A 23,817-nucleotide genomic window follows, 5' to 3' on the forward strand; every position below is an offset into this window, starting at 1 on the left:
CATCGCGGAGCTCCCATGGCCAGACCCCGCCTGCACGCGGTCGCCCTCGCCAGCGCCACCGCGCTCACCCTCCTCGGCACCACCGTCACCCCGGCGACCGCCGGCCGACCCCGCCCGACACCCGTCACCACCCACGACGAGCAGATCGACTACCGGGACTTCGCCGGTACCGCCGACTGGCAGACCGGCACGCACGCCGGCACGGTCACCACGGCCGACCCGCGCGGTGGCCTCACCCTGGGCACCCCGCTCGGCACCACGTCCTACAAGGACCCGCACACCGGCACCAGGCGCAACTGGGAGTACGGCACCTGGACCTCACCGGTCACCCCGGTCGGCTTCGACGCCAGCGAACTGATCGCCTCGTGGAACGCCGAGACCCCGGCCGGCACCTGGATCCAGGTCGACCTCCAGGGCACCTACACCGACGGTCGGCAGACCCCCTGGTACGTCATGTCCCGCTGGGCCTCGGGCGACGGCGACATCCGGCGGACCAGCATCGACAAGCAGGGCGACAAGGTGTCCAGCGTCTGGACCGACACCTTCGCCATCAACGACGTCACCGCCGGGGTGCTGCTCCGGGCGTACCAGCTCCGGCTGACCCTGCACCGGGCGCCGGGCCAGACCGCCGCACCGCTGGTCCGGATGGTCGGCGCGATGGCCTCGTTCGTCCCCGACCGGTACACGGTGACCCCCAGCACCGGCGGCATCGCCTGGGGCCGGGAACTGGCCGTACCCCGCTACTCGCAGAACATCCACAGCGGCCACTACCCCGAGTACGACGGCGGCGGCCAGGCCTGGTGCTCACCGACCTCCACCGAGATGGTCGTCGAGTACTGGGGTCGCCGGCCGTCCGCGCAGGACACCGCCTGGGTCGACCCGACCTACCCGGACCCGACCGTCAACCACGCGGCCCGGATGGTCTACGACTACCAGTACGACGGCGCCGGGAACTGGCCGTTCAACACCGCGTACGCCGCCTCGTTCCCCGGTCTGGAGGGCAAGGTCACCCGGCTGCACTCGCTGGACGAGCTGGAGCACTTCATCGCCGCCGGCATCCCCGTGGTGACCAGCCAGTCGTTCCTCGCCAGCGAGCTGGACGGGGCCAACTACGGCACCGCCGGCCATCTGTTCGTGGTGGTCGGCTTCACCGCCGAGGGTGACGTGATCGTCAACGACCCCGCTTCCTCCAGCAACGACGTGGTCCGCAACGTCTACCAGCGGGAACAGTTCGAGCAGATCTGGCTGCGGACGAAGCGCACCACGGCCAGCGGCGGCGTCGGCAGCGGCCCGGGCGGCGTGGTCTACCTGATCAAGCCGTACGACGTGGCCTGGCCGACGGTGGCCGGCTCGACCAACTGGTAGGGCGCCACCGGAGACGGTGCCCGGGACCGGGTGTGCCGGTACGGGCTCCGGCCTGCGGCACCCCGGACCGGGCGCCCCCGATGCCGGCTCCGGCCCCGGTCAACGGCGACCGGGGCCGGAGCCACTCCGCCACGGATCCGGTCAGCGGGAGGCGCTCTTACTCCCGTCACCCGGCTCGTCGTCACCGGCCAGCGCGGCCCGCAGCCGCTCCTTCTCGGTCCGGCGCCGTTCGGCGGCGCCGGCCATCTCCTCGGCCATCTCGTCCCGCCAGCCACGGAGCAGGAAGAAGGAGGCGGCGGCGGAGAACACCAGCGCCAGCATGATCTTGAGGAAGAAGTTCAGGTCCACCGGCAGGAGTGCCAGGAACACCACCACGAACAGGCCGATCCGGCCCAGCGTGTACTTCACTGCGGCACTCAAGTCGTCTCTCCGTTCCCGCTCAGCAGCGGCTCGGCGTTCCGCACCGGCCGGTCGGGCCCTGGGTCAACCCGTCCGGCGGGCCAGCCACCGGACGCCGTGGAACCAGATCAGCGCGTACAGCATGGTGCAGGTGGTCGCGGCGAGCGCGCCCGAGGCCAGCGCCGGCAGACCCCCGGCGAGCCCGGCGGCGAGCAGCCCACCGGTCAGCCCGACCGCAGCGGCCACCAGGGCGGCGACCACCCGGGCCGCCCCGAACGCCCAGGCCCGGAACTCCTCCAGAAAGAGCCAGCCCGGCAGGATCAGCGCCAGCCAACCGTTCGCCCGACCGAACTCCCCCGCGCCGAGGAAGGCCAGCACGGCGTCGAACAGGACGAGCGCCAGCACCCCGGTGACCAGACCGGCCAGGCTGATCCCGAGCAGGTCGCCCAGCACCCGGATACGTCCCTCGGCGTCCCGCCGGGGGTACCCGCTCCGCACCTCGCTCATGACGTCACGAGCCTACGTGAGCGGCTCGGACCCGCCACGCCGCCCCGACCTGCGCGGTCAGGCCCAGACCTGCTGCGGCTCGGCCCGGCGCTCGGCGAGCGGGGGCGCGGCGTCGTACTCCCGGACCACGTTGTAGCGGGTGTCCCGCTCCACCGGGCGGAACCCGGCGTCCCAGATCAGGTGCAGCAGGTCGTCGCGGTGCATGGTGTTCGGCGTGCCGTACGAGTCGGCGTCGTGGGTGATCTTGTATTCGACCACCGAGCCGTCCAGGTCGTCCACGCCGAAATTGAGCGAGAGCTGCGCCACGGACAGGCCGTGCATCACCCAGAAGCACTTGACGTGCGGCACGTTGTCGAAGAGCAGCCGGGAGACCGCGAAGGTCTTCAGCGACTCGGCCGGCGAGGCCATCGTGGTCTGAGCCTGGATCCGGTTACGGATCTTGCCGTCCGCCGAGTCGACAAAGTCGTGCTGGTAGCGCAGCGGAATGAAGACCGTGAAACCGCCGGTCTCGTCCTGGAGCTCGCGCAGCCGCAGTACGTGGTCGACCCGGTGCCGGGGCTCCTCGATGTGACCGTAGAGCATCGTCGACGGGGTACGCAGCCCCTTCGAGTGGGCCAGCCGGTGGATCCGGGACCAGTCCTCCCAGTGGCAGGCGTGGTCGACGATGTGCTGGCGTACCTCCCAGTCGAAGATCTCCGCACCGCCACCGGTGAGCGACTCCAGACCGGCGTCGATCAGCTCGTCGAGGATCTCGTCGGCGGAGAGCCCGCTGATCTTCTCGAACCACTGCACCTCGGTCGCGGTGAACGCCTTGAGCTTGACCGTCGGCAGGGCGGCCTTCAGCTCCCGGAGCACCTTCGGGTAGTACCGCCAGGGCAGCGTCGGGTGCAGACCGTTGACGATGTGCAGCTCGGTGAGCTGCTCGTCCTGCATCTCCTTGGCCTTGCGGACGGCCTCCTCGATGCGCATCGTGTACGCGTCCTTCTCGCCCGGCTTGCGCTGGAACGAGCAGTACGCGCAGGAGGCCGAGCAGACGTTCGTCAGGTTGAGGTGCCGGTTGACGTTGAACATCACCCGGTCGCCGTTCAACTCGGTACGCCGGTGGTGCGCCAGCCGGCCCAGCCAGGCCAGGTCGTCGCTGTCGTAGAGGGCGATCCCGTCCTCCCGGGTCAGCCGCTCCCCGGCGTAGACCTTCGCTTCGAGCTCACGCTTGAGTCCGGCGTCCATCTCCAGGCACGTCCCTTCCACTGCGATCCGTCACCGAGACTACGTGGCGCGGTCCGGCGCCGGCACGTCGCGGCCACCGGGCAGCGACATACTTCACCGAACTCCCGTCCTGCCCTCCCGGACGTGTTTCCCGGGCACTTGTCTTCACCCAACTCTCAGGCTCCCGTTACCCGACCGACCGTCGACATCGTGGGCATATTGAGGTAAGACAAAGTAGGACTACACACAACACCGGTTGCAGACCCACTCAGCCGCGCCGCGACCGGGCGCGGCTGCACCACGTGGAACGGGGAAAACACCATGACCGTCAGCAGCAGGTTCCGGACCCGACGACGTACCCCGGTGGTTTCCCCGGTGCTGCGTCCAATGGTCTGGTCCGCCCTGCTGGGCGCCGTCGTCGCGGCGGCGCTGGCCACCCCCGTGTACGCCGACCCACCGCTGCCGAACAGCGTCCCCGACACCGGTTCCCGGCCCATCGTCGCCGGCGCGCTCCAGCTCCCCGGCGCCCCCGGGGTGCCCGGCAGCGTCCCGCCCGGCGGGCAGCTGCCCAACCTCGTCTCCGGCCCGCTCGCGGCGCAGATCTACGCGGCCGAGTCCCAGGTCGCGATCCTCGGTGACGAGCTGCTCAAACTTCGCCAGACGATGACCGACGCGATCGCCCAGCGCGACGCGGCGGACCGGGACCTGAAGGCCGCCCAGGTCGAGCTGAACCGGGCCCAGCAGGCCGCCGACACGGCAGCCGTCGAGGCACTCAAGGCCGCGGCGGCGCTGCCGCCCGGTCAGTTCGGTTCGGACCTGCACGGCCTCGGCATCCTCAGCCGGATCGAGCGTGGCCAGGTGTCCGACGCGGACACCACCGCCCCCGCCCGCGAGGCGACCCGGGCCCGGGCCGCGGTCCAGCTCGCCGGCCAGTCGCTGGCCACCGCGCAGGCCCGGGTCGACGACGTGACCCGCCAGTTCACCGAGAAGGAGAAGGCGTACCAGACCGCCGAGGCCAAGCTCCGCAAGCTGCGCGACGACAACAAGGCCCAGCTGATCGAGCTGGAGAAGCAGCAGGAAGCCGCCGAGCAGCGGCTCGGTGAGCAGTACCTGTCCAACGGCAGCATCAACGGGCTGGCCGCCCACCCGCGGGCCATGGCCGCGGTCCGGTACGCCCTGGCCCAGCTCGGTGACCCGTACCTCTGGGCGGCCGAGGGGCCGGACCGGTTCGACTGCTCCGGCCTGGTCTGGGCCGCGTACCGGTCGAAGGGCGCCGACTACTTCGACCTGCCCCGGGTCTCCCGGGACCAGTACTACGCCACCCGGCACCGCTCGGTGAGCCGGTCGGCCCTGTTGCCTGGCGACCTGGTCTTCTTCGCCTCGGGCAGCAACTGGCAGAGCATCCACCACATGGGCATGTACATCGGCGGCGGCAAGATGGTGCACGCGCCGACCACCGGTGACGTGGTGAAGGTGTCCACGGTGAGGTGGTCCCGGTTCTACGCCGCCACCCGGATCTTCGGTGCGGTACCCGCCCCGACCACGCCCCCGCCGACCACCCCGCCGGCCACCAAGCCGCCGACCACCCCGCCGACCACGAAGCCACCGGCGACCACCCCGCCCACCAGCAAGCCGGGGACGACCCTGCCGCCCCGCCCGACCCCGACCCCCACCGGGCCGAGCCCGACCCCGAGCCCGACGCCGAGCCCCACCGGCAGTGGCACCGCCAGTGCCGCCCCGACCTCCACGACCACCGAGGCGGCGCCGACCACCGAGGCGTCCCGCAGTGCCGAGGCGTCGGCCAGCACCAGTGTGTCGGCTCCGGCCACGCCCACCACCGACTGACCGATCACCCACCCGCCGGTCCGCCTGTGCTGGCGTGCCGGAATATGGCACGGTTGGCATCGAGGGACACCCGGGCCGGTACCACCGGTCCGGGCGCGGACGTGGGCGCGGAGGGCGAACATGGGCGAGCAAGAGGTTCCGGCGACCACGGCTGCCCCAGACGTGCAGCCCCACAGTGGTCCCGACAGCGCCGGGCCGGCCGCCCGGTCCGCCCCGGTGGGTGCCGGGAGCGCGGCGGCACCGGTACGCGGCCGGGCCTCGGTTGCCACGGCGACCGCACCGGCACCGGATGCACCGGTCGGCGCCCCCGCCACCGGCGGCACCACGTACCGCGCCGGAGCCACCGGTGCGGAGGGATCCGGCGGATCAGGGCCGGCGGAGTCGCTGTCCCCGGCTGCCGCCCCTGTCTGGTCCGCCTTCACCAGCCCGCGGCAGCAGTACTCCGGCACCGCCCCGGCGCCGATCGCCGGTGCGATGGCACCCGCCCCCGCAGCACCCACTCCGGCAGCACCCACCCCGGCAGCCGTCGCCCCGTCGGACGGGCCGGCGGCGTCCACACCGGCGCCGGTCGTCCCGGCCCAACGCCGGCCGATGGACGAGGTGGGTGCCCCCGCCCGCGCCAGCGCCTCGGTGCCGGGCCTGCGTCGGCTCTCCCCGGACGAGATGGGCCCGGCGACGGCACCCCGCTCCGGGACGGCCCGGGTCTACCGGGCCGGCGAGCCGGGTACCCCGGACCCGTACCAGCCAGAGGCTCCGCCCAGGCCGACGGAACCGGCCGAGCCGGTTCAGCCGGCACCCCCCACGCCCGCGCCGGCACCGGTCCCGCCCCGGCCGGTCCCGGGTCCACCTGTCCCATCCCCGCCTGTCCCGGGTCCACCGGTACCCGGTCCCAACCCGCCGGGGCCCACGCCGCCCGGCCCGAACCCGCCACCGGTACCGTCGCCCGCCCCGCCGCTGCCCCCGGCACCGCCGGCGCCCGCGCCTCCCGGGCCGATGCCGGCGCCGCCCTTCCCGCCGCCCCCGGCGACCGGTGGCGCCGCGCCGGCCTCCTGGAATGCGCCACCGGCCTCCCGGAATGCGCCGCCGGTTTCCTGGAATGCGCCGCCGGTTTCCTGGAATGCGCCCCCACCGGTGTCCGCACCACCCGTGGCACCGACCTCCGCAGCGCCGGCGTCACCGGCACCCGTGGTACCGGCGCCGGCCCTGCCCACCTGGCCACCACCGACCAACCCCACCGCACCCGGTGCCCGTCCCGCCCCCACCGGTAACCCGCCCACCGCGCCGCTGCCCGACGCGGCACGGCCGGGGACCGTCTACGGCGGGGAACTCGACGGGCCGGGCTTCGCCACGGTCTACCTGCCGAACGAGGTGGAGAACACCGGCTCGCTGACCGGGCACATCCTGGCCCAGGGCTGGACGGACACCCCGGCCGCGAAGTCGGGTACCACGAAGGCGGTGATCGTGCTGGCCGCCGCGCTCGGCGTCCTGATCGCCGTCAGCCTGCTCATCGTGGTCTTCGCCAACGACGCCATCGGGGACTTCTTCGGCAACCTGTCACTCTGACCGGCGGGCAGGGCGGCGATCGCCGCCCTGCCGTGAGTCGGTTACCCGCCGGGCGAAGTCGTTGGGCGCCCAGCCCGGTTCGGCCGTGAGTCGGCCCACTCCGCCGCAACGGCCGGCGGGTGTCCCGTCCGCGAGGCCGTACACTGGTGTGGATTACTGACCCCGGCGCGCCACCGCGCGCCCATGGGCGATCTTGCGGGCGATTCGACGGCGAGCAACAACCTCGGCGGGGCCATCGCGAAGATGCGCCCCACCTGAGAGGTTTTTCTTGACGACCTTTGCTGACCCCGGCACGTTCCCGTCCGTTTTCGACACCCCGGCCGACGCCGCCGAGAGCACCGCGCCGAGCGGTACCCCTGCGGTCGACTTCGCCGCCCTGGGCCTGCCGCAGCCGCTGGTCGACGCGCTCGGCCGGCAGGGGATCACCACCCCGTTCGAGATCCAGCGCGCCACCCTGCCGGACGCGCTCGCCGGCCGGGACGTTCTCGGTCGCGGGCAGACCGGCTCTGGCAAGACCCTCGCCTTCGGGCTGCCGGTGCTGGCCCGTCTCGCCCGCGCCAACCGGGCCCGGCCGCTGCACCCCCGGGCACTGGTCCTGGTGCCGACCCGCGAGTTGGCCATGCAGGTCAACGACGCCCTCGTACCCCTCGGCAAGACGGTCGGGGTGTTCCTGAAGACCGCCGTCGGCGGGGTGCCCTACGACCGGCAGGTCGACGCCCTGCGGCGTGGTGTGGAGATCCTGGTCGCCACCCCCGGCCGGTTGGGTGACCTGATCTCGCGGGGCGTGTGCAACCTCGACGACATCGAGGTGACCGTGCTCGACGAAGCCGACCAGATGGCCGACATGGGCTTCCTGCCGGACGTCACCGAACTGCTCGCGAAGACGCCGGCCGGGGCGCAGCGGCTGCTCTTCTCGGCCACCCTGGACGGTGACGTGGACACGCTGGTCAAGCGGTTCATGACCGACCCGGTGACGCACTCCACCGCACCGGCGACCGCAGCCGTGTCCACGATGGACCACCACCTGCTGCTCATCCCGCCGCACGACAAGTTCGCCGTGGCCGCGTCGATCGCAGCCCGGCCGGGCCGGACGATGATGTTCGCCCGTACCCAGATGGGCGTCGACCGGCTGGTCGAGCAGCTCGCCGCAGTGGGTGTGCGGGCCGGCGGGCTGCACGGCGGCAAGACCCAACGGGTACGCACCCGCACGCTGGCCGAGTTCAAGGAGGGCCGGATGAACGTCCTGGTCGCCACGGACGTGGCGGCCCGGGGCATCCACGTCGACGGCGTCTCGCTGGTGGTACACGTCGACCCGCCGAAGGACCCGAAGGACTACCTGCACCGGGCCGGGCGGACCGCGCGGGCCGGCGAGTCGGGTGCGGTGGCCACCCTGGTCCTGCCGAAGCAGCGGCGGACCACGCTGGCCATGCTGGAGAAGGCCGGTGTCGAGCCGGAGCAGACCCGGGTCCGCATCGGCGACCCGGCGCTGGCCGAGCTGACCGGCGCCCGGGAGCCCAGCGGCGTACCGGTGGTCGACGAGCCGGCGCCGCGCCGTGGTGGTGACCGCCCGGGCGGACCGCGCCGCTTCGGGGACCGGCCGCAGGGCGGACACCGCTACGGCGACCGGACGCAGGGCGGACGCGATTCCGGCCACCGACCGCAGGACGGACGGCGGTTCGGTGACCGGGACGGCGGGGCGGGACGGCGGTTCGGTGACCGCGAGGCCGCCCCGGCCGGACAGCGGTTCGGCGACCGGGACGGCGGCGCTGGACGGCGGTTCGGCGACCGGGACGGCGGCGCTGGACGGCGGTTCGGCGACCGGGACGGCGCGGCCGGGCGCCCGCACGGGGAGTGGCGCACCGATGACCGACGCGGCGGTTACCGGCACGAGAGCCGCGGCCGGGACGACCGCCCCGTCGGCGGCCAGGCCCGGGACGACCGGGGATACGGCGACCGGGTACGCCACGACCGGCCCCGCGACGAGCGGGGTACCGGCGGCCGGTGGCCGGCGCGTACCCACTGACGGAGCAACCACCTGACGGGCGTCGCCGGCTACCGGCGGCGCCCGTCGGCGTACCCGGATCCCGTGTCGGTGGGGAGAATCTGCCGTAACGTCCGGCTCATGCCGACCCTGCCGAAGTCCCTCTTCTGGACCCGCACGGACACCGCCGGATGCGACCACGCCCGGCTCGACGACCGGCGCGGGCTGACCGTGTCGGGCGTCGCCCAGGCGGTGGACCCGGTGCCGCACACCTGCCGGTACGAGGTGGCCACCGACACCGGGTGGGCCACCACCAGTCTCGCGGTGGAGGCGTCCGGCGCCGGCTGGTTCCGCTCCGTCCACCTGGAACGGGCGGCCGGCCGCTGGCGGGTCACCACCGCCGAGCGGGGTGACCTGAACGCCGCCCTGGTCGCTGCCGGCCATCCGCCGGCCGGACTGCCCGGCACCGACGATCCGGACCGGCTCGGCCCGGCGGTCGACGTCGACCTGGGTGCCGCGCCACTGTTCAACAGCCTGCCGGTACGCCGTCTCGGCCTGCTCGACGCGGAGCCGGGTACCGAGCGACGGATCAGTGTCGCCTGGGTGCTGGTGCCGAGCCTGCTGGTGGTACCGACCGACCAGGTCTACACGGCGCTGGGTGGCCAGCGGGTGCGGTACGCCAGCGACGGCTTCACCGCCGAGCTGGACCTCGATCCGGACGGGTACGTGCGGCACTATCCGGGTCTCGCCGAGCTGGTCGGGCCGGGCGCGGGGGCCGGACGTCCGCGCTGACCGGTCAGCCCCGACGCTGACCGGTTAGGAAGGGGCCCTTCCTATACCGAATGCGATAAGAAGGGGCCCTTCCTTACACCTCAGCCGGACCAGGTGCCGGTGCTGAGGAAGCGGTCCACGGTGGCCAGGTGCGGCGTGAGGTTGAGCCCCTGCGCGGCGACCCAGGTGTCCGAGTAGTAGGTGTCCGTGTAGCGCTCACCGCCGTCACAGATCAGCGTGACCACCGAGCCACGCCGGCCGGTGGCCCGCATCTCGGCGATGAGGCTGAACGCGCCCCACAGGTTCGTCCCGGTGGAACCGCCGAGCCGCCGGCCGAGTACCGCCGACGCGGCCCGCATGGCCGCCAGCGAGGCGGCGTCGGGCACCTGCACCATCCGGTCCACCACGTTGGGCAGGAAGGACGCCTCGACGGTGGGCCGACCGATCCCCTCGATCCGGGAACCCTTGCTGGTGCGGACCGACCAGTCGGCCGCCCGCCAGGCCGGGTAGAACGCGGAGTTCTCCGGATCGACCACGCAGAGCTTGGTGGGCAGTCGCCGGTAGCGGGCGTACCGCCCGATGGTGGCGCTGGTGCCCCCGGTGCCGGCGCCGACGACCACCCAGGCCGGAATGGGGTGACGCTCCAGCGCGAGCTGCGCGTAGATCGACTCGGCGATGTTGTTGTTGCCCCGCCAGTCGGTGGCCCGCTCCGCGTAGGTGAACTGGTCCATGAAGTGGCCGCCGGAGTCCTCGGCCAGCCAGCGGGCCTCGACGACGACCGCACCGGGGTCGTCGACCAGGTGGCAGCGCCCACCCTGGAACTCGATCAGGGCGATCTTCTCGGGTGAGGTGGAGGCCGGCATGACCGCGATGAACGGTAGCCCCAGCATCCGGGCGAAGTACGCCTCGGAAACCGCGGTGGAGCCGGAGGACGCCTCGACGATCGTGGTACGCGGCCCGATCCGCCCGTTGCAGAGCCCGTAGAGGAACAGGGAGCGGGCCAGCCGGTGCTTCAGCGAGCCGGTCGGGTGCACCGACTCGTCCTTGAGGTAGAGGTCGACGCCCCACTCCCGGGGCAGTGGGAAGGGCAGCAGATGGGTGTCGGCGGAGCGGTTGGCGTCGGCCTCGACCGCGGCGATCGCCTCGGTGACCCACACCCGGTCGTTCTCGTCGCACCGGTCCAGATGTTCCACAGGGCAGAACGTAACAAGCTCCGCCCGGCGGGGACCAACGACGGTACCTCCCGCTGTCGCTCAACCGCCGCTGTTGCCGGCGACGCGGCTCAGGGCTGCCGCTGCCGGCGGTGCCGCCGTTGGCCGGCCCGACCGACCGCGAGGACCAGCGGGGTGAGCCGGACGGCGAGCGTGGGCAGGGCGTCGAGCAGCCGGACCTGGGCGCCGCGCCAGCGCGGCACCGACACCACGGGCCGGGGGCGGCGGGCCAGCCGCACGGCGCGGGCGGCGACCCGCTCGGCGGTGAGCAGGGTACCGGTGAACGAGGCGACCGCCCCGGGGTCGTCCAGCCGGTCGTGCAGCATCGGGGTCCAGATCCCGTCCGGGCAGAGGCAGGAGATGTGCAGGTTGCGGTACCCGGCGGCACGCAGGTCCGCCAGGGTACCGAGGCTGAAGGCGATGAGTGCGTGCTTGCTGGCCGCGTAGACGGTCTCACCCGGGGCGGCGACCAGGCCGGCCAGCGAGACGACGTTGAGCACGTGCCCGTACCCCTGTTCCCGCATCACGCCCAGGGCGGCGAGGGTACCGGTCATCGCGCCGAGGGCGTTGATCTCGACGACCCGGCGGCGGGTGGCCTCGTCGTGGGTCCAGGACGGGCCGGTGACCAGGATGCCGGCGTTGTTCACCCAGAGGCCGAGTCCGTGCCGGGCGGTCGCCTCGGCGGCCACCTCGGCGCAGGCCGTCTCGTCGCGGACGTCGAGCGGTCGGGACCAGCCGCCGAGCGGGGCGGCTGCGGCGGCGACCGCCGTTGCGTCCACGTCGGTCAGCAGCACCGGCCAACCATCGGCGTGCAGCGCGGTGGCGATGGCCAGACCGAGGCCACGGGCTGCTCCGGTGACCACCGCCAGGGCCGGCAACCGGGGCCGGTCAGGCAGGCGGAACGGCCGGCAACCGGGGCCGGCCAGGCGGGCGGAACGGCCGGCAACCGGGGCCGGCCAGGCGGGCGGAACGGGCGGCCAGGCGGTCAGGCGGGCGGCGGGGTTGCCGGTTGGGGGCGGTTCTCCCACTTGGTGGAGAGGGCGACGGTGGTCCGGGTGGAGGCCACGCCGGCGGTCCGGTTCAGCCGGACGATCAACTGTTCCAGCTCGGCGATGGTGCCGACCCGGGCCTTGAGCAGGAACGACTCGACGCCGGCCATGAAGTAGCAGGACTCGATCTCCGGCATCCCCCGGAACGCCTCCAGGACGTCCTCGGTGTCGCCCCCGGAGTCCTGCACGATGCCGATCAACGCGGTGACCCCGAGCCCGATCGCTTCCGGCTGCACCTCGGCCCGGTAGGCGCGGATGATGCCGCTGGCCTCCAGTTTGCCGACCCGCTCGTGCACGGCGGGCGCGGAGAGACCGACCTGCCGTGCCAGCTCGGCGTAGGAGAGCCGGGCGTTGCCGCGCAACAGTTCGACGAGACTCAGGTCGATGGCGTCCACAGATTAGAGACCCTAGTGCCCCGACAGGCGTAACGCGGGACGGGCCACAACAGTTGCACATCACAAAGGGTAGTCGCTTCGTCACTTCGGGAGGCGGGGGATCGAGTCTACTAACTTCCCACTCAGTGCGTTTTTCGCGTTTGCCGGACACGGTCTACTGCCGGTGTTGTAATTGCCGTACGTCCCTCACGACGGCTCTGGGTTCACACCGGCCGGGGGGTGTGATCAGCCGAGGGCTTCGTCGACGCGAGGAGGGGGCTGTGGACACTGGAGATCGTCTGCTGACGCCAGGTGAGGTGGCCGCGTTGTTCCGCGTCGATCCAAAGACCGTGACGAGGTGGGCCGCAGCCGGTCGGATCGGCAGCATCCGGACACCTGGCGGGCACCGCCGGTTCCGGGAATCGGAAGTACGTGCACTGCTCGAAGGCGAAGGCATGCTGGACGAGTCGGAAGACGTGGCCAGCCGACCGCGCAACGCCGGCCCTGCCCCGGCAGGCGGCCCCGGCCCGGCCAACGCCGGACTCTACTGACAAAACCGGACCCGACGGGTCGGTGACCGCCAGCCCGGCACCGACCGGCACGGCCACCAGCGCACGACCGGCCTCAGCCACGGTCGGCAGCCAACTCTCCCGACCACCGCCTGAAGAGCGTGTGCTCCACGCCCAGTGCGTCGAGCACCTTCCCCGCGACGAAGTCGACGAGTTGCTGCGCCGACGCGGCGGCCCCGGCGCCGTAGAATCCCGGGCTCGCGGGAAGCACCACCGCACCCGCATCGTGCAGCGCGATCAGATGCTCCAGATGGCTACGGGTGACCGGCGTCTCGCGCGGTACCACCACCACCGGCCGCCGCTCTTTGAGATTGACCTCTGCCGACCGTTGCAGCAGGTCCTTGGAGAGCCCGATCGCGATCCCGGCACAGGCCGCCGTACTCGCCGGCACGACCGCCATGCCCCGTACCCGGTACGACCCGCTGCTCGGCCCGGCCGCCAGGTCACCGGCCGGCCAGTACCGGACATCCGCGCCACCGAGGTCCCGCCCCAACCAGCCGGCCAGGTCCTCCGCCCAGTGCGCGTCCCGGAACGGTCGCCCCGTCTCGTCGAGGATCGTCAACCGGGCGGCCCGCGACACCACCAGGTCCACGGCGGCCCCCGCATCCAGCAGTCCGCTGATCACCGCCGCCGCGTACGGCGTACCCGATGCTCCTGAAACCCCGACCACCCACGGCTCGCGCATGCCATCTAGCGTGCCTGGTCGCGACCGGTCCCGGGCCGGCACCCCCGGCTCCCGGTCGACCCAGCACCGGGAACCCGGACCCCTGGGGTGCGGACCGCGACGACGGGCGGCATCGTAGATCAGCGACAGCTGCGATGCGGCCCGGCCGATCGGCCGGGCGAGGGAGGCTCCGTTGACCGGTGACGCGGCGTGGTTACTCCGCTCGGCCTGTCCCATCCCGCCCCGGATCTCACCGCACGCGGACGACGTGCAGGAGTGGCTGTGTGGCTGGCTGCGGCGCTTCGATCTCCCCCTGGACAGACCGGCCCGGGACCGTCTGACGGCTGCCGGCTTCGCCCGCTACGCGGGTCGGCTCCACCCGACCGCCAGCCCCGCCGACCTGCGTACCGTCACCGCCCTGTTCACCTGGTTCTTCCTGGTGGACGACGCCTGTGAGGCCGGCCCCCACCGGGCCGACGTCAGGCGGCTGCGGCAGCTCCGCAGCGGTGCGCTGGAGATCCTGCGGCCCGGGCCGCGCACCCGGAACCACCGGTTCGACGGGCCGCTGCGACAGTTGCTGGTGGCCGCTTGGCGGGAGCCGCAGCGGCGGATGCCGGCGCACTGGCGGGCAAGGTTCGCCGACGCGGTGGGCGACCACCTGACCGGCGCGCTGACCGAGATCAGCAACCGGGCCGCCGGGCGGGAACCGGGCATCGACGAGTACGTCGAACTGCGCCGGGCCACCTCTGCGGCCTACGTGTCGTACCCGCTGGTCGAGTTCACCACCCGACAGCCGCTGCCGGACGCGGTCTACCACCATCCGTCGCTGCGGGCGGTCGCGACCGCCGGCAACGACCTGCTCTCCTGGTTCAACGACCTGATCTCGCTGGACCGGGACCGGGCCGGGGGCGGCGGGCACAACCTGGTGCTCGTGGTGGCCCGGGAACACCGGGTACCGCTCGGTGACGCGGTGGACCTGGTGATAGGGCGGTGGGAGGCGAGGATGCGCCAGTTCGTGGAACTGCGGGCCGCCGTGCCGTCCTTCGGTCCAGGGCTGGACGGGGCCGTCCGCGCGCATCTCGACGGGGTGGCCGACGCGGTCCGGGGCACCATCGACTGGTCCCTGGAGAGCGCCCGGTACCCGACCGCCGCCCCTTCCCGCCCCCTGTCCCGCTGCCGGTCAGCCGCGCAGACCGAGCCGGAGTACCAGATCGACCAGTGCGAAGACGAAGAGGGCGATCCCGACGAAGCCGTTCGCGGTGAAGAACGCCCGGTTCACCCGGGACAGGTCGGTCGGGCTGACCACCACGTGCTGGTACCCGAAGGCGAGCGCGGTCAGCGCCAGTCCGATCCAGAACGGCCAGCCGAAGCCGATCAGCGCGCCGAACCACACGAAGAGCGCGAAGGTCACCACGTGCGCGACGGTCGAGGCGTGCAGGGCGAACGCCAGTCCGTACCGGGACGGCACGCTGCGTACCCCGATCTCCCGGTCCACCTCGGCGTCCTGACAGGCGTAGATCAGGTCGAAGCCGCCGATCCAGAGACCGACCGCAGTACCGAGCAGCCAGGCCGGCCACGATCCGGCCAGGGTGCCGGTGACGGCGAGCCAGGCGCCGACCGGGCCGACCGCTTGGGCGACGGCGAGGATCAGGTGCGGCCAGTCGGTGAACCGCTTGCCGTACGGGTAGACGATCAACGGCACCACGGCGAGCGGCGCCAGGGCCAGGCAGAGCGGGTTGAGCAGGGCGGCGGCGCCGAGGAAGACGACCAGGGCGGCCACCGCGCCGGTCCAGGCCGTCCGCACGCTGACCGCCCCGGTGACCAGTTCCCGCCCGGCGGTACGCGGGTTCCGGGCGTCGATCCGCCGGTCGATGATCCGGTTGGCGGCCATCGCGAAGGTCCGGGCACCCACCATGGCGACGGTGATCAGCAGCAGGTCCAGCCAGCGGACCCGCCCGCCGTTGACCTGCATCGCGGTGAGTGCGGAGAGGTACGCGAACGGCAGCGCGAAGACCGAGTGCTCGATCGCCACCAGCCGCAGGAAGGCCTTGACCCGGCCGGGCTGCTCCCGGGGTGCGACGGCGACCATTACTGAACCAACCTTTCGTTCGCGACTGCGGGGCTCGCAAGCTCACTCCTCGCGCTCAACTGAACCAACCTTTCGTTCGCGACTGCGGGGCTCGCAAGCTCACTCCTCGCGCTCACCCGACGCCGTACTCCTTCCAGCGCTTGTCGACCAGGGCGGTGACCTCCGGCGACATGGTCATCTCCTCCGGCCAGCCCCGGGTGTACCCCTCGGTGGGCAGCTTGCGGGTCGCGTCGATACCGACCTTGCCACCCCAGAACTGCTGGTAGGAGGCGTGGTCGAGATGGTCGACCGGCCCTTCGGTGAGCAGCAGGTCCCGGGAGTAGTCGACGTTGCCGAAGGCCCGGAAGGCCACCTCGTTGTAGTCGTGCACGTCGCAGTCCTCGTCGACGATCACGATCAGCTTGGTCAACGACATCAGGTGCGCACCCCAGACCGCGTTCATCACCTTCTGGGCGTGCTTCGGGTAGCGCTTACGGATCGAGACGATCGCGCAGTTGTGGAACACCCCGGCGGCCGGCAGGTCGTAGTCGACGATGTCCGGGATCAGCAGCTTGAGCAGCGGCTGGAAGATCCGCTCGGTGGCCTTGCCCAGCCCGTGGTCCTCCTGCGGCGGCTTCGAGGTGATGATCGAGTGGTAGACCGGGTCACGCTGCATGGTCATGCACTCGATGTGCAGTACCGGGAACGGCTCGACCGGGGTGTAGAAGCCGGTGTGGTCGCCGAACGGCCCCTCCGGCAGCCGCTCCCCGGGCTCCAGGTAGCCCTCCAGCACGATCTGGGCATGCGCCGGCACCTGGAGCGGAACGGTGAGGCAGTCCACCATCTCCACCCGCTCGCCCCGCAGGAACCCGGCGAACAGGTACTCGTCGATGTCGCTGGGGAGCGGCGCGCTGGCCGCGTAGCTGACCACCGGGTCGCAGCCGATCGCCACCGCCACCGGCAGCCGCTCGCCCCGCCGCTCCGCGACCGCGTGGTGGGCGGTGGAGTCCTTGTGGATCTGCCAGTGCATGCCGAGCGTGTTGTGCGAGTGCTGCTGGAGCCGGTAGAGCCCCAGGTTGCGCTTGCCGGTCTCCGGGTGCTTGGTGTGGGTCAGCCCGTAGTTGTGGAAGATCCCGCCGTCCCCCGGCCACACCCGCAGCCCGGGCAGCCGGTCCAGGTCGACGTCAGCCCCCTTGTACACCACCTGCTGACAGGGGGCGGTCTTCACCTTGCGCGGTGGCACCGACTTGAGCTGCATGACCTTGCCGAGGCCCTCGCGGATGCCGGACCAGCCGACCGGCAGCTCCGGCTTGACCAGGGAGCCGATCCGGGCCCCGATCTCGTCCAGCGAGTCCACGCCGAGCGCCATCGCCATCCGGCGCTCGGTGCCGAACAGGTTGATCGCCACCGGCATCTCGCCCCGGGTCGGGCGCTCGAAGAGCAACGCCGGCCCACCCGCCCGTACCGTCCGGGTGACGACCTCGCTGATCTCCAGCGTCGGGTCCACCGGCACGCCAACGCGCTTCAGCTCACCGGCGCGCTCCAACGCCGCCAGGAAGTCCTTCAGGTCGGTGTACGGGAAGCCACGAGCTGCCATGCTGCCAGTCTCCCGCACCCCGTACGGCAGTAAGGAAGGGCCCCCGCTTAACGCTTTTGGTAGAGGAAGGGCCCCCGCTTAACACCCCGCCTACGTCGTCGGAGACCCGGACGGACTTTCCCCGCTGCTCACCCGGCTACGCGATGCCGTGGCCCGTGAGCTGCACCCGCAGCTCGCCCTGCGGGCGAAAAGATCGAGCTGGCCGATGTACCCGAGGGCGCGTACCAGGTGACCGTCCAGATCGACCGGATTCTCGGTCAGCGACGGTACGGGCGGGCCACCGGCCGGGCAACCTGACCAGCCGGCCAGGGAACTGACCAGCCGGCGGAGGAACCTGACCAGCCGACCGGAAAACCGACCAGCCGACCGGGGGACCGGCTAGTCGAGGCCGCCGTACGAGTGCAGGCCCTCGAAGAAGATGTTCACGCCGAAGAGGTTCATCAGCATGGTGGCGAAGCCGAGCACGGCGATCCAGACCGCCACATTGCGCTTCACGCTCGGGGTCGCGCGGGCGTGCAGGTAGCCGGCGTAGATCACCCAGGAGATGAACGACCAGGTCTCCTTCGGATCCCAGCCCCACGGGCGACCCCAGGCGGCCTCGGCCCAGATGGCCCCGGCGATCACCGCGAAGGTGAAGACCGGGAAGGCGAAGGCGTGCAGCCCGAAGGTCAGCCGCTCCAGGGTGGCCGCCTTCGGTACCCGCCGGGCCAGGTCGTACGGGAAGCCACGCCGACCCGACTCGTAGCCGTTGCGCATCAGGTACATCACCGCCGGCACGAAACCGAGCAGGAAGATACCGGAGCTGAACACGACGGTCGACACGTGGATGACGAACCAGTACGAGTTGAGTGCCGGGATCAACGGGGTGATCTCGACGTAGAGCACCATCTCGGCGAAGGCGAGCAGGAGCACCATCACCAGGGTGAGGAAGAGCCCAAGGTGCCGCAGCACGGGCCGCTTCGCGAGTACCGCCAGCCAGCCGGCGACGCCGATGAACGACACCGTCAGCACGTACTCGTACATGTTGCCCCAGGGCATCCGGTCGGCGGCGACGCCCCGGGCGACCAGCGCGCCGAGGTGCAGCAGCGCGGCGAGCGCGGTGAGACCCACCCCGATCAGCCCGGCCAGCCGGCCCGGGTCGCGCCGGGCGGCACCGGCCGCGCCGGGGGCCGCTGCCGGGTTCGCACCGGACGGACCCGCATCCACCGGGCCGGCACCGGAACCGGCACCGACGGTGGCGAGTTCACGGGCGGGGGCGGCGACGGTCCGGGCCCGCGCGGACCGGCCGTTGCCGAGCGCGTACTCGACCGCGTGGCTGATCATGGCGACCAGGTACGCCAGGATCGCGAAGGTCACCAGCTGATCGGAGAGTGCGGACATCAGTCGGCCCCTTCTGGCTTTTCGTCCCGGTCACGCGCGTCGTCCGGCCCGCGCCGGCCCTCGACCTCGGCCACCAGTTCGGCGAACTCGGCGGCGAACCCGGGGTACTCGGTGCGGGGCAGACCACCGGCCTGCACCAAGCTACTACCGCCCGTCGTGGAACCTGCCGCCGGGTCGACCGGGAGCCCGCCGGCTGACGGCGCACCGCCGGTCGCCCCGCCCGGGAGCACCCGGAACCAGACCCGTCGACGCCGGCCGAAGAGTGAACCCATCAGCCCGAGCAGCAGCACGGCGCAGCTGGCCAGCATCATCGTCGAGCCGGGGTCGTATCGGACGGAGAGGGTGATGTACGGCTCGGTGCCGAGGAACTCCACCGTCGTACCGTCGTCCAGGGTCCACTTCTCGCCGGCCCGCAGCAGCTTCCCCTCGCCGACCTGCTTGAGCTGGCCGTTGCGTACCTGACGCTGGTCGAGTTCGTAGACCGAGCCGGGGATGCCCGCGTCCAGCCCGAGGTTGCCCCGGTACGCGATGAGCCAGACTGCCGGGTTGCGCTCCTCCGGGTGCTCGGACCGGGTGAACGGCGGCGCGTCCGGCGCGGTGGGCAGGTAGAGCCCTTCGAACGCGACCTGGAGATCCGGTTTCCGGTCGCCGGTGGCCGGGTCGACGTTGGCGTCCGGGAAGGCGGCGATCCCCTCGCTGGTCAGCATGCCGTCCTTGCTGAGGAACGGCGCGGAAGTGGTCTGCGCCTGCCCGAAGCGGTCGGTGTACCGGATGATCGGGGCGTAGCCGTGGCCGAGCAGGTAGACGTTCGCGCCGTCGAGCCGCAGCGGCGAGTTGACCGAGAACTCAGCCGGGCGGACGGCCCGGCCGAACTCCTCGACGTCGACCTTGGCGTTGTAGGACTCCGGCTGGCCGCTGGGCAGGAACCGGGCCTGGAAGTCGGTGAGGGTGAGGCAGAACCTCGGCAGGTCGGCCGCGTCCACCTGCGGTCCGAGCTGCGCCTCGCTGAACTGCTGACGGTTGTTGCAGAAGGCGTTCTCCGCGCCGGCCACCAGCAGCCGGTTGCCGTGCCAGCCGTACCAGGAACCGAGTGCGACCCCGACCAGGACGGCGATCAGCGAGAGGTGGAAGAGCAGGTTGCCGGTCTCCTTCAGGTACCCCTTCTCGGCGGAGACCTCGTCGCCGGTGACCCGGACCCGCCAGCGGCGTCGGCGCAGCACGGCGGCGATGGTCGCGGCGTCCGCGTCGGGCACGGTGAGCAGCGCGTGCTGCGGCAGCCGGTCCATCCGCTTCGGCGCTGCCGGGGGTACGGCCCGCAGCGCGCGGACGTGGTCCCGCAGGCGCGGCACGATGCAGCCGACCAGGGAGGTGAACAGGAGCAGGTAGATCGCGGAGAACCAGACCGAGCCGAACACCTCGAACGCGCCGATCCGATCGAGCACCGGGGCGAGGTCGGGGTGCTCGCGGAAGTACCCGTTGACGTCCTCCGGGTTGACCCCGCGCTGCGGCAGCACCGAGCCGGGGATGGCGGCGACCGCGAGCAGGAAGAGCAGGATCAGCGCGGTACGCATGCTGGTGAGCTGCCGCCACGAGTTGCGCAGCAGGGCGAGCAGCGCGTTGGGACGGTGGTGCGGCGGCTGCGGCGGTGCCTGGACCGGATCGTCGACGATCGCCATCAGATGCTCACCTCGCCCACGCCGAACGTCGTCTGCAACCAGATGACGAAGCTCTGCCAACCGCCGGTGACCAGGGCCAGCCCGATCAGGATGAGCAGTGCCCCGCCGAGCCGGGTGACCCACTGGCTGTTGCGGCGGATCGCCCGGAACACGCCGAGCAGGCGTTGGAAGGCCAGCCCGAAGACGATGAAGGGCAACCCCAGCCCCAGGCAGTACGCCACGGCAAGGATCACCGCCCGGTCGGTCTGCCCACTGACGGTAGCCATCCCGATCACCGCGCTGAGGGTCGGACCGACGCAGGGCGCCCAGCTCAACGCGAAGACCGCACCGAAGACCGGGGCGCCGAGCAGCCCGGCCGCCGGCAGCCGGTGGATGCGGAACTCCCGCTGCATGCCGGGGATCACCCCGAGGAAGGCCAACCCGAGCACGATGATCAGCACGCCGACGCCGGTCTCCAGCACCCGGTCGTAGGTGAGCAGCGCCTTGCCGACCGCCGAGAAGAGAATCGCGGTGAGGGTGAAGACGACGGTGAACCCGGCGATGAAGAGCAGGGTGCCGGCGAGCACGCGGCCCTTCACGGCCGCTGCGGTCCGGGTGGCCGTGACCGTCCCGCCCGGGGTGTTAAGCGGGGGCCCTTCCTCTACCGAATCCGTTAACGGGGGGCCCTTCCTTACACTCCGGCCTTCGAGGTCGGCGCCGGCCAGACCGGTGACGTACGACAGGTAGCCCGGCACGAGTGGCAGGACGCACGGGGAAAGGAAGCTGACCAGCCCGGCGAGGGCTGCGGCGCCGATCGCCAGCAGCAGTGGCCCGCCCTGGGCGAGCTGGCGGAAGGTCTCGCCCATCAGCGGGACCCGTTGGGCGCGGGCTGCTCGGCGGCGATCCGCTCGACGATCGGCTGCAACCCCTCCTGCTTGACCGCCGCCCGGATCACGACGGCGATCCGGCCGTCCCGGTCCAGCACGATGGTGGCCGGGATGGTGTTCGGCGGTACGTCGAAGGCGAGCGCCGTCCGGGCGGGCGGGTCGAAGAGGCTCGGGTACGTCACCCGGCCCACCTCGAACGCCTTCGCCTTGTCCCGGCTGTCCTGGGTGTTGATGCCGAGGAAGGTCACGCCGCGACCCTTGGTGGCCTGGTAGGTGGCCTCCAGGTCGTCGGCCTCGGCGCGGCAGGGCGCGCACCACGAGCCCCAGAAGTTGACCACCACGACCTGGCCACGTTCCCGGGCCAGGTCGTAGCTGCTCCCGTCGAGCAGCTCACCGACGACCTTGGGGGCGGCCGAGCGCTGGTCCGGGGCGCACTCGATGATGCCGTCCCGGGTGGTGCACTCGGCCTCCCGGCTCCCGCCGGTGCAACCGGCCAGTGCCACCGTGGTGACGGTGGCGAGCAGAACCGCGAGGCACCTGCGGAGAGTCATCAGGCCCCCTTGGCCGTCCGCGCTGTCGGTGACATGGCGACCAGGTGGGCGGCCGGCTCGGAGTAGCCGATCCCGACCACCTTGGTGCCCTCGAAGTGGAACGAGGTGAGGCTGGCCAGCCCGCACTGCCGCTTGCGCGGGTCGTGCCAGAGCCGCTTGCGTTCGACGTACCGGCGCAGGGTCCAGATGGGAAGCTGGTGCGAGACGCAGACCGCCTCCCGCCCCTCGGCGGCGAGCCGGGCGGCCTGGATGGCGGCGAACATCCGCTCGGCGATCACCTGGTACGCCTCACCCCAGGACGGGGTTACCGGGTCGCGCAGCACCCACCAGTTGCGCGGGTCGCGGAACGACCCGTCGCCCGGGGAGACCCGCTTGCCCTCGAACCAGTTGGCGCTCTCGATCAGCCGGTCGTCGACCCCGACCGGGAGGCCGAACTGCGCGGCGATCGGCTCGGCGGTCTGCTGGGCCCGCTCCAGCGGACTGGCCACCACGTGCGCGACGTTTCGGTCGGCGAGGCCCTGGGCCGCCGCCTTGGCCATCTGCACGCCCAGCTCGGAGAGACGGAAACCGGGCAACCGGCCGTAGAGGATCTTGTCGGGGTTGTGCACCTCGCCGTGCCGGAGCACGTGCACCACTGTCTTGCTGGTCATCCCAGTGCCTCCCCCGCCGCCGCCGCTGCCGCCGGCAGGGCCCTGGTGAACTGCTCCAGCGCGTCGTCGTCGAGTGCCGCCGACACGAACCAGGACTCGAAGGCGCTGGGCGGGAGGTAGACCCCGTCGGCCAGCATCGAGTGGAAGAACGCCTTGAACGCGGGCACGTGCTGGGTACGCGCGCTGTCGTAGTCGGCCACGTCGGCGTCGGTGAAGAAGATCGAGAACATGTTCCCGGCGTACGACAGCCGGTGCGGAACCCCGACGGCGGCCAGCGCGTCGGCGGCCTGCTTCCCCACGACGGCCGCCAGCTCGTCGAGGCGGTGGTAGACCGTCTCGTCGGCCAGCCGGAGGGTGGCGAGCCCGGCGGCGCAGGCCAGCGGGTTACCGGAGAGGGTGCCGGCCTGGTAGACCGGCCCGGCCGGGGCGAGCCTGGACATGATCTCCGTCCGCCCACCGAACGCGGCGGCCGGCAGCCCGCCGCCCATCACCTTGCCGTAGGTGTAGAGGTCGGCGTCGACCGGGTCGAGCCCGGTCCAGCCGGAGCGGGAGACCCGGAAGCCGGTCATCACCTCGTCGAGGATGAGCAGCGCACCGTGCGCGTGGGCGATCCGGGCGAGCGCCTGGTTGAACCCGTCACGCGGGGCGACCACACCCATGTTGCCGACCGCCGCCTCGGTGATCACCGCAGCGATGTGCTGCCCCTCGGCGGCGAAGGCCGCCTCGACGGCGGCGACGTCGTTGTACGGCAGGACGATGGTCTCGCTGGCCGCCGCGCCGGTGACCCCGGGGGAGTCGGGCAGGCCGAGGGTGGCCACCCCGGAACCGGCGGCGACGAGCAGCGCGTCGACGTGACCGTGGTAGCAGCCGGCGAACTTGACCACCTTGCTCCGGCCGGTGTAACCCCGGGCCAGCCGGATCGCCGACATGGTCGCCTCGGTGCCCGAGTTGACCAGGCGTACCTGCTCGACCGGGGTGCGCTCGACGATCTCCGCAGCCAGCTCCACCTCGCCCGGGGTGGGGGCGCCGAAGCTGGTGCCCAGCCCGGCGGCAGTGCGTACCGCGTCGACCACGGCCGGGTGGGCGTGCCCGAGAATCAGCGGGCCCCACGAGCAGACCAGGTCGACGTAGCGCCGGTCGTCGGCGTCGAAGAGCCAGGGGCCGGTGCCCCGGGTCATGAACCGGGGGGTACCGCCGACGGCGCGGAACGCGCGCACGGGCGAGTTGACCCCGCCCGGCACGATGGCGCGGGCGCGGTCGAAAAGGGCCTCGGAGGCCGGCGCCCCGGCCGGGTAACGGCCGTCGCCAGCGGAATTCGTATCGGTCACGGTGCAGCCATTCTGTCAGCGCCGCCGCGCTTCACGGCAGCCACCCCTGATGTGGTTACCCGGCTCACGTCGGTCACGCCACCCCGGGTATCGACGGATATGGCACCACGGACCGGGCCGGCGCGGACCGCCGGTAGGGCCCCGGGGTCGCGGTGGCTGGCCGTCCGGTCGGCCGATTGGACGGCGGCGACCGGCCC

The 23,817-nt window shown here is 72.2% G+C and carries 21 protein-coding genes and 1 pseudogene; 7 read left to right on the forward strand and 15 right to left on the reverse strand.

Annotation, left to right across the window (positions count from 1 at the left end):
• Positions 1-15: 15 nt before the first annotated feature.
• Entirely contained in the window at positions 16-1,365 is a 1,350-nt protein-coding gene (locus V6U90_RS04555) for a C39 family peptidase (RefSeq protein ID WP_334431278.1), read from the forward strand.
• Between the two features lie 141 nt (positions 1,366-1,506).
• On the opposite strand, the gene V6U90_RS04560 is transcribed toward V6U90_RS04555, so the two are convergent.
• The 3 genes from V6U90_RS04560 to mqnE form a co-directional block, all read right to left on the reverse strand.
• Positions 1,507-1,785, reverse strand: a complete 279-nt coding sequence (locus V6U90_RS04560) for a DUF4229 domain-containing protein (protein ID WP_334431279.1) — start codon at positions 1,783-1,785, stop codon at positions 1,507-1,509.
• Positions 1,786-1,848: 63 nt separating this feature from the next.
• Positions 1,849-2,271 (reverse strand): hypothetical protein, encoded by a 423-nt coding sequence (locus V6U90_RS04565; protein ID WP_334431280.1) that lies wholly within the window; start codon positions 2,269-2,271, stop codon positions 1,849-1,851.
• 57 nt (positions 2,272-2,328) lie between these two features.
• Positions 2,329-3,498, reverse strand: coding sequence for an aminofutalosine synthase MqnE (gene mqnE / locus V6U90_RS04570; RefSeq protein ID WP_334431281.1), 1,170 nt, complete (start codon positions 3,496-3,498; stop codon positions 2,329-2,331).
• Between the two features lie 300 nt (positions 3,499-3,798).
• Here mqnE and V6U90_RS04575 point away from each other — a divergent pair, with 300 nt between their 5' ends.
• From V6U90_RS04575 to V6U90_RS04590, 4 genes are all read left to right on the forward strand, one after another.
• Positions 3,799-5,322, forward strand: coding sequence for a C40 family peptidase (locus V6U90_RS04575; RefSeq protein WP_334431282.1), 1,524 nt, complete (start codon positions 3,799-3,801; stop codon positions 5,320-5,322).
• A gap of 120 nt (positions 5,323-5,442) precedes the next feature.
• On the forward strand, positions 5,443-6,885 hold the full coding sequence (locus V6U90_RS04580) for a hypothetical protein (RefSeq protein WP_334431283.1): 1,443 nt from the start codon (positions 5,443-5,445) through the stop codon (positions 6,883-6,885).
• Between the two features lie 268 nt (positions 6,886-7,153).
• Positions 7,154-8,908, forward strand: a complete 1,755-nt coding sequence (locus V6U90_RS04585) for a DEAD/DEAH box helicase (protein WP_334431284.1) — start codon at positions 7,154-7,156, stop codon at positions 8,906-8,908.
• A 99-nt stretch (positions 8,909-9,007) separates the two neighbouring features.
• On the forward strand, positions 9,008-9,658 hold the full coding sequence (locus V6U90_RS04590) for a putative glycolipid-binding domain-containing protein (protein ID WP_334431285.1): 651 nt from the start codon (positions 9,008-9,010) through the stop codon (positions 9,656-9,658).
• An 80-nt stretch (positions 9,659-9,738) separates the two neighbouring features.
• Here V6U90_RS04590 and V6U90_RS04595 read toward each other — a convergent pair whose 3' ends face one another.
• The 3 genes from V6U90_RS04595 to V6U90_RS04605 form a co-directional block, all read right to left on the reverse strand.
• Positions 9,739-10,830 carry a PLP-dependent cysteine synthase family protein gene (locus V6U90_RS04595; protein ID WP_334431286.1) on the reverse strand — a complete coding sequence of 364 codons (1,092 nt, stop codon included), beginning with the start codon at positions 10,828-10,830 and terminating at the stop codon, positions 9,739-9,741.
• Between the two features lie 89 nt (positions 10,831-10,919).
• Complete coding sequence (locus V6U90_RS04600) at positions 10,920-11,876, reverse strand: SDR family oxidoreductase (RefSeq protein WP_334431287.1); 957 nt, start codon at positions 11,874-11,876, stop codon at positions 10,920-10,922.
• On the reverse strand, positions 11,834-12,292 hold the full coding sequence (locus V6U90_RS04605; protein WP_334431288.1) for an Lrp/AsnC family transcriptional regulator: 459 nt from the start codon (positions 12,290-12,292) through the stop codon (positions 11,834-11,836). Before V6U90_RS04605 ends, V6U90_RS04600 begins: the two co-directional genes overlap by 43 nt.
• 260 nt (positions 12,293-12,552) lie before the next feature.
• On the opposite strand from V6U90_RS04605, the gene V6U90_RS04610 reads away from it, so the two are divergent.
• Positions 12,553-12,822: a BldC family transcriptional regulator gene (locus tag V6U90_RS04610; protein WP_334431289.1), complete on the forward strand. Its 270-nt coding sequence runs from the start codon at positions 12,553-12,555 to the stop codon at positions 12,820-12,822.
• Positions 12,823-12,895: 73 nt separating this feature from the next.
• Here the strand turns inward: V6U90_RS04610 and V6U90_RS04615 are convergent, their stop codons facing one another.
• Positions 12,896-13,525, reverse strand: coding sequence for a UbiX family flavin prenyltransferase (locus tag V6U90_RS04615; RefSeq protein ID WP_334431290.1), 630 nt, complete (start codon positions 13,523-13,525; stop codon positions 12,896-12,898).
• Positions 13,526-13,943: 418 nt separating this feature from the next.
• Between V6U90_RS04615 and V6U90_RS04620 the strand changes: the two are divergent.
• Positions 13,944-14,456: pseudogene (locus V6U90_RS04620) on the forward strand (terpene synthase family protein); the annotation flags it as partial.
• 228 nt (positions 14,457-14,684) lie between these two features.
• Here V6U90_RS04620 and mqnP read toward each other — a convergent pair.
• The 8 genes from mqnP to hemL all read right to left on the reverse strand — a co-directional run bounded on the left by mqnP (position 14,685) and on the right by hemL (position 23,620).
• Complete coding sequence (mqnP, locus tag V6U90_RS04625; protein ID WP_334431291.1) at positions 14,685-15,593, reverse strand: menaquinone biosynthesis prenyltransferase MqnP; 909 nt, start codon at positions 15,591-15,593, stop codon at positions 14,685-14,687.
• Positions 15,594-15,705: 112 nt separating this feature from the next.
• The gene (locus tag V6U90_RS04630; RefSeq protein ID WP_334431292.1) at positions 15,706-17,169 is read right to left on the reverse strand and encodes a menaquinone biosynthesis decarboxylase; all 1,464 of its coding nucleotides are present in this window, start codon (positions 17,167-17,169) and stop codon (positions 15,706-15,708) included.
• Positions 17,170-17,547: 378 nt separating this feature from the next.
• Complete coding sequence (gene ccsB, locus V6U90_RS04635; protein WP_334431293.1) at positions 17,548-18,549, reverse strand: c-type cytochrome biogenesis protein CcsB; 1,002 nt, start codon at positions 18,547-18,549, stop codon at positions 17,548-17,550.
• Entirely contained in the window at positions 18,549-20,225 is a 1,677-nt protein-coding gene (gene resB, locus V6U90_RS04640) for a cytochrome c biogenesis protein ResB (RefSeq protein WP_334431294.1), read from the reverse strand. Before resB ends, ccsB begins: the two co-directional genes overlap by 1 nt.
• A complete protein-coding gene (locus tag V6U90_RS04645; RefSeq protein ID WP_334431295.1) occupies positions 20,225-21,070 on the reverse strand; it encodes a cytochrome c biogenesis CcdA family protein in 846 nt (281 codons plus the stop codon). The genes resB and V6U90_RS04645 overlap by 1 nt, the downstream gene beginning before the upstream one ends.
• Positions 21,070-21,642, reverse strand: a complete 573-nt coding sequence (locus tag V6U90_RS04650; RefSeq protein ID WP_334431296.1) for a TlpA family protein disulfide reductase — start codon at positions 21,640-21,642, stop codon at positions 21,070-21,072. The genes V6U90_RS04645 and V6U90_RS04650 overlap by 1 nt, the downstream gene beginning before the upstream one ends.
• On the reverse strand, positions 21,642-22,292 hold the full coding sequence (locus tag V6U90_RS04655; RefSeq protein WP_334431297.1) for a histidine phosphatase family protein: 651 nt from the start codon (positions 22,290-22,292) through the stop codon (positions 21,642-21,644). Before V6U90_RS04655 ends, V6U90_RS04650 begins: the two co-directional genes overlap by 1 nt.
• Positions 22,289-23,620, reverse strand: coding sequence for a glutamate-1-semialdehyde 2,1-aminomutase (gene hemL / locus V6U90_RS04660; protein ID WP_334431298.1), 1,332 nt, complete (start codon positions 23,618-23,620; stop codon positions 22,289-22,291). The genes V6U90_RS04655 and hemL overlap by 4 nt, the downstream gene beginning before the upstream one ends.
• Positions 23,621-23,817: the final 197 nt, after the last annotated feature.

The organism is Micromonospora sp. CPCC 206060, assembly GCF_036906895.1.
Lineage (GTDB): Bacteria > Actinomycetota > Actinomycetes > Mycobacteriales > Micromonosporaceae > Micromonospora.